This is a genomic window from Candidatus Egerieousia sp., assembly GCF_056211015.1.
Map to the genome: position 1 here is coordinate 1 of NZ_JBAELF010000033.1, position 2,060 is coordinate 2,060.

General features: G+C 50.0%; 3 protein-coding genes. All 3 read right to left on the bottom strand.

Annotated elements, in window-relative coordinates; genetic code table 11:
* A partial coding sequence (locus AC06L3_RS02360) for an HD domain-containing protein (RefSeq protein ID WP_475669020.1) occupies positions 1-478 on the bottom strand: 478 nt, incomplete at its 3' end.
* Positions 475-1,266 carry an RNA ligase family protein gene (locus AC06L3_RS02365; RefSeq protein ID WP_475669021.1) on the bottom strand — a complete coding sequence of 264 codons (792 nt, stop codon included), beginning with the start codon at positions 1,264-1,266 and terminating at the stop codon, positions 475-477. The genes AC06L3_RS02360 and AC06L3_RS02365, both read right to left, overlap by 4 nt.
* Before the next feature lie 7 nt (positions 1,267-1,273).
* Positions 1,274-1,813, bottom strand: a complete 540-nt coding sequence (locus AC06L3_RS02370) for a class I SAM-dependent methyltransferase (protein ID WP_475669022.1) — start codon at positions 1,811-1,813, stop codon at positions 1,274-1,276.
* Positions 1,814-2,060: the final 247 nt, after the last annotated feature.

Sequence of the window (2,060 nt, forward strand, 5' to 3'; positions counted from 1 at the left end):
TCCTGAGCGAGAAATCAGGCGCAAGGAGGCAGTTGGAAGCGATTTTATGCAGGCGCAAAGCGCAATCTTCCATATCTATTGCGTGCGGCGGGAAGGAATGGTAGCGAATCAGCAGGCAGATTGCCTCACGCACCTGCATCAGCTCTTTTTCTCCACAAAGTCCATATTCCTTCCATAGGAGCTCTCTGGCCATACGGCTGCCGGTGGAAGAATGATGCGGGGCTTGCCACTGCCCTCCGACAAGCGTCGTGGTTTTTATCTTCCCTATGTCGTGAAGCAGGAGGGCAATCCGGATGATATGCTGCTGCCTGAGACTCAACGCGTCATATTCCGGCATTGATTCCAGAGCCTCGACGGCCATCATCGTATGGGTATATACGTCCCCTTCTGCGTGAAACTCCGGTGGTTGCGGGGTCTTACGCATTGCCGTTTCAAATCCGGCAAGGACAGTGTTCTCTATGCGCTCGAAATCAATCATTGGGCGAACAGGTCGTCAATCGTTCCGATAATCCGGTTCGGGATGATAGCGCGGTCAAGCCAGTTCCCTTCCGGTGTAGCTTCTGTCTGAAGAAAAGAGTTGCGGACGTATTTCATACGGTCCACGACTTCTCCTCCTTCTTCAACTTTTATGTATATTCCCTCCATTGTGCGGGACGAATCCGTTTCGCGGCATATTCTGTCTGCGTCCAGGCCCAGTTTAAGGGCATCTTCCCGCAAATGAGCAATGTGCTCGGAAGAGATATATTTGGAGTCGCCGAGATATTGAAGAATGTCCTCCGTACTCTTGAACACTCCTTCAGCAAGAACCGGAACGTGGCATATAGGAAGCGGATTCAAAAGAGAGTGACGCGATGGTGTATCAAGGAAACCGCCAGTTTCTCTGTCCAGCACATCGAACTCCATAAAATAATGAGGCAAGCTGTCATAATAAATGCTGTGCTTGGCATACATCCATTCTCCATACATTATGTAGCGGTGGCCAAGGACAGCGTACAGCGCATCGCTGTGAACCGCGGCCCACTGCTTCAGAAGGTCATAATGCCTCTCGCGATAGCCTCCCGTAAGGAAATGACCGCGACTCTGAAGGCGGAGTTGCCCGTCTTCAGAGAACGATATTGCACAATTGGCACCATCAATTTTTTCCTCCAGCACAACGTGACGGCCGGAAATGTCGCTGAACGGGCGCTGGCTCAGGTCTTCGTCTCCCGGCTGGAGTCTCGACCCCTGAATGTGAGGAGTGCGGGGGTATTTTATTATCGTATCCATATTGTTCTCAGTCAAGGTATGCCACCATCACGCGGTGATTGGTGACGGACATGAATTTAACTTTACTGCATCCGTTCTCCAAAAATAAGCGTTTCAAGTCATCATTGGAAAAAAGATGAATATGTTCCGGGTTGTCGTCCGGCTTTGACGGCACAGACACTATGATATAGTTCCTTGCCAATCGGATAGCGTTCTTGACAACAGCCAATGTATTCGGGATATGCTCCATCACCTCAAGCATTGTCACCACATCGAACGACTTGTCAGGAGCATCCCAGGTGCAGATGTCTTCCTGCAATGGATGCAGATTCGTTACTCCGCCTTCGCGGATGCACTCGTGAAGCGCTACACGATGTGGAAGTATGTCGAGGCTCGTGACCTCAAGCTCCGGGAAGTCCCTTAGCAAGGGAAAGAGGAACACACCCCTGCCACTGCCTACATCAAGCAACGAATTGCATTGTCCTGCAGGAATGATCCCCTGCAAAAAGCTCAACACCACCTGCACACGTGGCAAGTCTTCCTTCGCCTTGAAGTAGTGGAGTTTCATTTCAGGAGCATCTTTGGCTCCCGCATATTTTTTCTCGTATCCACGCCGATATGCTTCAGTCAGCCGTGGGATGTATTGTTGGTCCATGTTTTATCCTTTTACCTGCCTGTGTTGATTATTCATTGTTTTAGTAAAATTTCGTTGTTTCGCCTCTGTACAGGTCATAGGCCACATGGATAATGACATCGTGGAGTTCGAGATTATCCTTGAAGTGCTGAGGGATGGCATCATAGCCAACTACGGAACC